The following is an 8,086-nucleotide window of genomic DNA, read 5'->3' as shown; positions in this document are numbered from 1 at the left end:
TCCGCCGAAGAGGCCGGCGGCGACCAGCAGCACGTTGCGCATCTTCGCGACTTCCATCAGAGCCGACCCGCGCTCGGCGGGCGCTTCGATTGCGTCAGGTGCGGGCGCTGCGATTTCGATGCGATGCTCGCGGCCGAAGATGGTCCATAACAACGCGACTCCGGCCGAGCCGATGCCGTACCACAATAGAGTCATCCGCCATGAACCGACTGCGGCGAACAGCGCGGGCGTCGCGCGGAACACGGCCGTGAGTCCGACGTAGCCGAAGGAGAAATTGATCATGTTGATGTACGGCCACTCGCCTTCGCCGAACCATTGCATGACCAGCGTGCCGGGCGGTGCGATCACGAGGCCGTAGCCGACTCCTTCGAGCACGCGGCATGCGAGCAGCGCGACAAAACTCGGTGCGTAGCCGCTCGCGACCTGCCCGATGGCCATCAGCCAGATTCCGATAATCAGCGCGCGCAGCGGTCCGATGCGTTCGGACACGACTGCGCCGAGAAGCGAGAAGACGCCGATGCACAGCGCGATGATCGAGATGATCAGGCCCGCGCTACTGAGCGAGATTCCGAGCCCGTTCCTGATTTCCTGGAGAATCGGCGCGGGCGCAAGCCAGGCGAACGATTGCGCCGTCAGCAGAAGCAGCAGCAGGGTTTCGATAACCCATCGGTAGGGCGAGAGTTTGCTCGTTTGGCTCATCGACTAATCGCGCTCCCGTTTGTGCTTTGGGTATATCTCGACTGTCGGCCTGTGCGCCACCGCAAAAATTCAGATCTTCTGATCGCCGCTGGCCCATCGGATGTAGAAAAACATCCCGAAGCCATAGACCGCCGCGATCAGGAAAAAGACCGCGCTGAAAGATTTGGTCGCCTGCACGATCATCCCCGTCGCGGCGACGCCGATGATGCCGGGGATGGTCGCGAAGGTATTCGAGATTCCCATCAGGATTCCGGCGTAGGTCGGAGCAACGTCAAGGTGATTCACACCGAAGGCCGCCGAGCCGATGCCATTGGACGAGGCCGCGAGCGTAAGCAGTGCGACCGCTATTGCCGGCGAAGGTGCAGCGGGCACGACGATCAGCGAGATTGCCCCGAGCGCGAAAGCGGCGGTCTGCATCGACTTGCGCACGGTGCCGACAGCGAGGCCGCGCGCGATTAGGGAGTCAGCCAGCCAGCCCGAGATGCTTATCGCGAAGAACGTCGTGATCCACGGAATGATCGAATAGACGCCGACGCGCTCCAACGGCACCGCGAACGTGTGATGCAGATAGGTCGGCATCCAGAGCAGCAGGATGTTGAAGCCGAAGTTGCTGCAAAAATGTGCGACGACGATCGCCCAGACAGCAGGCTCGCGCGCGATTGCCGCCCACGGCACGAGCATCGCGCGCGGCTCCGCGGTGCGCATCGAGGTGATCAACTCGAGCTCGGGCACGGTCACGCGCGACGACGTCTCGGGCCGGTCGGCGGCGACGTACATCCAGACCGCGACCCAGACCAACCCGAGCGCGCCCGAAATGTAGAACAGCGCGGGCCATCCGAATGCCTTGATGATCATAGGACTCACGCTCAGCGCCAGGATTGTTCCGACGTACATCCCGCTGTAGTTCACGGACAACACGCGTGCGCGCTCGGACGGCAGCGTCCATCGAGCGGTGAGGCTGTGAATCGAAGGAAAGTTGACGCCCTCGCCCAGGCCGAGCAATACGCGCGCAGCGAGCAGCGCGACGAATGACGCAGCGGCCGCGATCGGTGTAACGAAGGTTGCGAGCGACCAGATCGCGACGCCGGCTGCCAGCACGCGATGGCCGCCGAATCGATCCGCCATCCATCCGCCGACGAGTTGCGTCCACAGATATCCCCAGAACACCGCCGAGAGCACGAGTCCCTGCGCGGCGGAGTCGTAGCCCAATTGGCGGGCGAGCGGGATGATCGCGACCGAGATGCTGATGCGATCGACGTAGCAAAGCGCGGTCCCGAGAAAGAACAGCGCGACGACAGTATAGCGCTGCGGCCATCGCGGGATTCCCGCCGCGGTGACACGCAATCGTGCAGGCTCGCCCATGATGCGATCGAGCTTAGGCCGCGCGATGCGCAAAAAAAAAGACGCGAGAGGCGAACCTCCCGCGTCCTGATCGAATTTGAGGACGTGTAGTCGAATCGAGGCTTGGCGTTATCTCCCGACCGCGTGACGGACCGTGTTGAGAATGTAGATGAAGTCGCGCGGCGAGCGGACGTCGCCGAGCAACGCCACCCGCGAAAGCATTTCCATCTCGCTGGGGGTAACGCTGTGAACGCGCCGCAACTGCTCGTTCTTCCTGAAATCTTCCCAGGCCGACTCGGCCGGGGTCTCGGCCTCGGGGCTCAGCAGGGCTTGCGCACGAGGATTGGCGAGGAAAAACAATTCGCGGCGATCGAGCCCGAGCACTTCCGCCAAGCGAGTCAGAATCTTGTCGGAAGGATGGCGTTTGCCGGACTCCAGATGTCCGACATACGGCGTGGAGGTTTTGATGCGGTGGGCTACTTCTTCCTGGGTGAGATCCAGTTGCCGTCTCCGCTCACGAATGACCTGTCCGAACGTACGTTCCTTGTTGCGAGCCATGTTGAAACCTCTTCCCCTTTGTATGTACCGATTACGCGGTCGATGGATCGATCCGAACACACGTCCACCAAAATGGTGTTATTCGACACTTACAGTTAGTACCATCAAGACGACTTAGAGGCAAGCATACTAATGCAAGCCTCGTCGGCACAATTAGATAGTGTAATCCTACAGAATGTTAGACTGGACGGCGCTCGAAATTATTCATTTATGGAATCATGAATCGGCCGTCGGCCCTCAATTTCCGTACGGGTTTCGTCCGTGGTTCAGATAAATGGAAAAGTCCGCGACGCCGTCGTCCGGGCGCGCTGAACTCTTGAAATGCGCGACGGCGCCGCGACGGAGGCCGTCCATCGAGACCACGTCCTTGCCGATCGAGTGGCCATCGCGATCGAAATAGCGCACTTCGAGCTGGAGCGGGCCGGTGTCGTCGCCGGTGTTGCGAACCTCGCCTTCGACCGATACCCGGTCGCCGCTTCGCACCAGGCGTGTGTCGGCCACCTTGACCGGCTCGACACCGGTCAGCGAGTAGAACACGTAAGCCGCGAAACATACCGCGCCGAGCAGAACGATGATCGCCCCCTTGCGCATCGGCGACGCGCTTAGTACGAGCGCGGCAGGCCGAGCACGTGCTCGGCGATCGAGTTCAACACCATCTCCTGCGAGACCGGCGCGATCTTGAGCAGACGGCATTCGCGGAAGTAGCGCTCGACGTCGTACTCGCGGACGTAGCCGTAGCCGCCAAGCGTCTGCACCGCGCGATCGCAAGCCTCGAACGCGGCGTCGGCGGCGCGCAGCTTTGCGGTGTTGGCCTCGGGACCGCATGGCTTGCGATTGTCGAACAGCCACGCCGCTTTGAGCATCATGAGTTCCGCCGCTTCGAGCTTTGAGTACGAATCCGCCAGCGGGTGTGCGATGGCCTGATTCTGTCCGATCGGACGGCCGAAGACGACGCGCTCTTTTGCGTATTGGACCGCCCTTGCGACCGCGGCGCGGCCGATTCCGATAGCTTCAGCCGCGACCAGGATACGCTCGGGATTGAGTCCGTCGAGCAGGCAATGGAACCCGCGGCCTTCGCCACCGATCAGATCCGACGCCGAGACTTTCAGGTTGTCGATGAACAGCAGGTTGGTGTCGACGGCGGCGCGGCCGAGTTTCTCGAGTTCGCGAATTTCGACGGCTGACGGCTCGAGCTCGGCGAAGAACAGACTCATCCCGTCGGTTTTCTTTTTTACCTGCTCGAAAGGCGTGGTGCGCGTGAGCAGCAGCATCCGTTTTGCTTCGCGCGCCTTGGTGGTGAAAACCTTGCGGCCGTTGATGACGTAATTGTCGCCCTCGCGGCGGGCCGCCGTCTTGATGTGCGTAATATCGTTGCCGGCGTCGGGCTCGGTGACGGCGAAGGCGACGTGCATCTCGCCGGTGACCACTTTCGGCAGATAGCGGAGTTTCTGCTCCTCGCTGCCGTGGAAGACGAGCGGGCTGACCCCAAAGATCGACAGATGGACCGAGCTGGCCGCCGCCATCGCGCCGCCCGACGCCGCGACTTCGCGCATCACAAGGGCGGCCTCGGTGATTCCAAGGCCGCTGCCGCCGTAGCGCTCCGGAATCGCGACACCGAGGTAGCCGGCGGCGGCGACTGCGGCGAAGAAGTCGTGGGGGAATTCGGCGCGACGGTCGTGCTCGCGCCAGTATTCGTCGGGAAAGTTTGTGCACAGGGTGCGTACCTGCCTGACGATTTCTTCCTGGGCTTCTGTCAGTTCGAAATTCATTTATGTTCCAACCGCTTCGAAGTGAAGAGAGTAGGTCTGTGGACTCATACAATAGGTGGTGTCTTGAAATGACTCCCCACCATCGGTAGCTTCGTTCCGTCAAAAATTACTTTTGCGTGAAGCAGAGGTTGCCGAGCGATTAGGCGGTGGTCCGACGGAGCTAGGGGTTTCAGCAGATCGTGCATCGCTAATACCTAGCATAGAAAGTCAGTGAGGGTGAGGCTAAAGGGTTCATATTCAAATCGGACTGCACCCGTTAGAACTCAAAGGCCTAAGGCTAAACTGATTAAAGACGCGGCAGATGCATTACATAAGGGCATCACTAAACGCTGACCGATCGTCGAGATCCTTATGAATACAAAGGATTTTCGAAGTCGATCAACCATTACACCGGTATGAATCTTGTAACCAAGGCAGCCGGTTAATCACCGTAGCCCGCTACGTGTGGGCGCAGTGGCCGCGGCTAAGGGCCGCGCATCTTGGGGAGGGAGGAAATAGTGAACAGAACGAGGACGTTCCGGGGCGTTGTTTGGATACGCCTGGTTGCTGGCGTCGCACTAATCGGATTGCTGTGCAGCGCGAATGCGCGGGCGGAAGATCCCGATCCAGCCACGACTACAACTACGACGAGGAGACATCACCACCATCACGTGGTCACTACGACGACAACCACTGTCACCACGGGGCCCAATGAGGAGGAGCGACTGAATGCGCTGTCGGGCCAGGTCGGCAACCTGCAGAAGCAGCAGGATGACACCACCAGCGAGGTTAAGAAGATAGAAGCGGCGATGGTCGTAGCACCGCCGGCGGCTAACGTGGCGCCGGTCACTATCGGCCAGCATGTCGGTCAGGACGAGACGAACATAGCCGCGATTCAGAAGAACCTGACGGACAATCTTGGTATCAGCGTGCATGCGCTGGTCGATGCCGGCTACGAGCATAACTTCAACCAGCCGACCGCCAACGTCAACGTGTTCCGCGCGTGGGACGAGAATGGATTTCAGCTCACTCAGGGCAACCTGCACATCGAGCGCGACGGAACGGTTGGATTCGTGACCGACATCAACGTTGGTCAGGTCGCGAACTCGATTTCCGGAGTGACGCACTACTCGAACGTCGTTCCGGTCGGTGGCCAGTGGATCGATGCGACGCAGTACTACCTGACCTACACCGCGCCGCTCGGATCGGGTGTGAGTCTTGAAGCCGGCCGCTTCGTAACGCTGCTCGGCGCCGAAATCATTCCGGTCTACAATAACCAGAACTTCAACGAGAGTCGCAGCCTGCTGTTCAACCTTGGCGAACCGCTGACTCATACCGGCATCCGCGCCAGCTATACCTTCAACGACTACGTATCGGCGACGGCCGGCCTGAACAACGGATGGGATGATCCGGCAGCCAACTCGAACGCCGGTCCGAACGTCGAGGGCGAGCTGACGCTCAACAACAAGGACAAGTCGCTCAGCCTTGTCGTCAACGGCATTTTTGGCCCGAATGCTATCCCCGGTCCTAATGGCAAGCAGGTTTCCAATTCGCAGCTTGGCGCGATCGATCCGATCGCAACATGGAAGCCGTCATTCGTACCCAACCTGACGTTGCAGGCCGAATACCTGTACGCGTCCCAGGAGGGTCCTGTGATCAACGGTCACAGCGCATCGTGGCAGGGCGCGGCGGGGTACGTGGTGTACGATTTCAATCCCGCGCTTGAATCGGCAACCCGCGCCGAATTCTTCGACGACATGGACGGAGCGCGCACCGACGGCGAGGCGCAGACGTTGTGGGAGATAACCCAGACGATCAGCTACAAGATTCCCGAAGTGACGGGGCTGATCGCACGCCTGGAATATCGGCATGATAATTCGAGTGAGAACGCGTTCACCAACAACAATTTCATCAACCCGGTGACTGGCGCGCAGCATCTGTGGCACGGACAGGACACGTTGGCGGCCAATTTCATTTACGCCTTCTAATCGTGGCGGGGAGCTAGAGCATCAGGGGCGCAGCGAAGCGCCAAAGCGGCGGGTCCGAAGAAGCGGACCCGCCGCTTCTCTTTGGTGAACGAGCATGCAGATAAGAACCGGCTTTTGTTCTCAGGAACCTAACCCCTTCCCCGAGCGGGAAGGGGAACCGGATAGAGGTGTTTTCTCGTTCGAGGGAAGGGGAACAATCGAATAGTAAGCTAGATACACGCGATCGATGCGTGATAGTTGTTTCGCGCTCTCAATGAATCACGCATCCGCTATTGTAATCCTGGCGCTGCTGCTGTTTGGGCCGCTCGCGGTTACGAGCATCGAGCACAATATCGAGATCTATTGCCTCGCGCTCGGCGTGCTCGCGACCCTTCTCGGCGCCGGCTTCACGTATGAGTTGATCCTCGAGGCGCTGCACGAGCCGATCGCTATCAGCGTCGCCGTGATCGTCGCGGCCTTTCTGTTCGAATGGCTGCGGCCGGGGCTTGACCGGGTTTTCGAGCGCCTGCGTCAGCGGGTATCGCGACCGGTGTTGACCGCAGCTTCCGTCTTCGTGATCGCGTCCATTTCGAGCATCATCACGGCGATCGTCGGAGCGCTGGTGCTGGTCGAGGTGATTGGCCTGCTTCATCTGGCGGGCGACAAGCGGGTTCGGGTAACGGTCGCCGGATGCTTCGCGATTGGCATGGGCGCGTCGCTGACTCCCCTTGGCGAGCCGCTCTCGACGTTGGCGGCGCGAGCGCTCGATCTCGAATTCTTCGGGTTGTTCCACTTGCTGGCGCCGTGGGTTTTTCCGGGCCTGATTCTGAGCGCGATCGTTGCCGGCGTATTTGCGCGTGGCGAATACGACGACGCTCCCGCCGGTGCGCACGTGCAGCAGACCTACGGCGCGATTTTTTACCAGGCCGGCAAGGTGTTCGCGTTTATCGCGGGACTGGTGATGATCAGCAGCGCATACGGTCCGATTGCGAACGAGTACGTCACCAGGATGGGCGACGATCTTCTGTTCTGGGCCAACACGGTGTCGGCCGCGCTCGACAACGCGACCCTGGTTGCGCTCGAAGTGCACGGCATGTCGTTGCCGAGAGCGCGCGAGGCAATCCTGTCGCTGCTGGTTTCCGGAGGAATGCTGATACCGGGCAATATCCCCAACATTGTCAGCGCGGGCGCGCTCAGAATCGGGAGCGCGGCATGGGCGAAGATCGGCGTGCCGATGGGGCTGGTGATGCTAGGCATTTATTTTGCTGTAATCAAGTTAATCGGCTGATTAGGGGAGAAATAGTTTGCAGAATGCACGGGATCTCGATGGAGGCGCGCTTGCTCGGCCACGGGATGCTGATTGAATATGCGTCAGGTGCCCGTTGCGTTAGCGGTGCGTTCGTGACAGAAAAAAATATTCCGAAATCGATCAACCAACAGGTACAAATATGCCGCCCCGTTAAGCGGCCAGGAGGGTTACGGGTTAGATGACGCCAAAACAAGTATTGGCAATGATCAAGGAAAAGGGCGCGGTGATGGTCGATGTGAAATTCATCGACCTGCTCGGCACGTGGCAGCATTTCACTGCCCCGATCTCCGAGTTCAAGGATGAAGCTCCCTTCGACGAAGGGCTGGGCTTCGACGGATCGTCGATTCGCGGATGGCAGGCGATCGACAACAGCGACATGCTGGTGATTCCCGACCCCGACACTGCGGTGATGGATCCTTTCACCAAGGATCCGACGCTCAGTATCATCGCGAACATTTCCGATC

General features: G+C 60.1%; 8 protein-coding genes. 3 read left to right on the top strand and 5 right to left on the bottom strand.

What is annotated here, in order from left to right:
- The 5 genes from WB650_RS23110 to WB650_RS23090 all read right to left on the bottom strand — a co-directional run.
- On the bottom strand, nt 1-699 hold a 699-nt coding region (locus WB650_RS23110; protein ID WP_423962204.1), incomplete at its 3' end, for an MFS transporter.
- Between the two features lie 69 nt (nt 700-768).
- Nucleotides 769-2,061: an ACS family MFS transporter gene (locus WB650_RS23105; RefSeq protein WP_422304060.1), complete on the bottom strand. Its 1,293-nt coding sequence runs from the start codon at nt 2,059-2,061 to the stop codon at nt 769-771.
- Between the two features lie 108 nt (nt 2,062-2,169).
- Nucleotides 2,170-2,598 carry a helix-turn-helix domain-containing protein gene (locus WB650_RS23100; protein ID WP_422304059.1) on the bottom strand — a complete coding sequence of 143 codons (429 nt, stop codon included), beginning with the start codon at nt 2,596-2,598 and terminating at the stop codon, nt 2,170-2,172.
- Nucleotides 2,599-2,835: 237 nt separating this feature from the next.
- Nucleotides 2,836-3,189 carry an FxLYD domain-containing protein gene (locus WB650_RS23095; RefSeq protein WP_423962202.1) on the bottom strand — a complete coding sequence of 118 codons (354 nt, stop codon included), beginning with the start codon at nt 3,187-3,189 and terminating at the stop codon, nt 2,836-2,838.
- A gap of 11 nt (nt 3,190-3,200) precedes the next feature.
- A complete protein-coding gene (locus WB650_RS23090; RefSeq protein WP_422304057.1) occupies nt 3,201-4,367 on the bottom strand; it encodes an acyl-CoA dehydrogenase family protein in 1,167 nt (388 codons plus the stop codon).
- A gap of 497 nt (nt 4,368-4,864) precedes the next feature.
- Between WB650_RS23090 and WB650_RS23085 the strand changes: the two genes are divergently transcribed.
- From WB650_RS23085 to WB650_RS23075, 3 genes are all read left to right on the top strand, one after another.
- Nucleotides 4,865-6,334 carry an outer membrane beta-barrel protein gene (locus WB650_RS23085; RefSeq protein ID WP_422304056.1) on the top strand — a complete coding sequence of 490 codons (1,470 nt, stop codon included), beginning with the start codon at nt 4,865-4,867 and terminating at the stop codon, nt 6,332-6,334.
- A 253-nt stretch (nt 6,335-6,587) separates the two neighbouring features.
- Nucleotides 6,588-7,601 carry a DUF1646 family protein gene (locus WB650_RS23080; protein WP_422304055.1) on the top strand — a complete coding sequence of 338 codons (1,014 nt, stop codon included), beginning with the start codon at nt 6,588-6,590 and terminating at the stop codon, nt 7,599-7,601.
- Between the two features lie 199 nt (nt 7,602-7,800).
- Nucleotides 7,801-8,086, top strand: a 286-nt coding sequence (locus WB650_RS23075; RefSeq protein ID WP_423962200.1) for a glutamine synthetase, incomplete at its 3' end; no start/stop codon positions are given.

It is taken from the genome of Binatus sp. (SeqCode) (genome assembly GCF_049584895.1).
Lineage (GTDB): Bacteria > Desulfobacterota > Binatia > Binatales > Binataceae > Binatus.
This window is presented reverse-complemented; position numbering and strand designations above follow the sequence as displayed.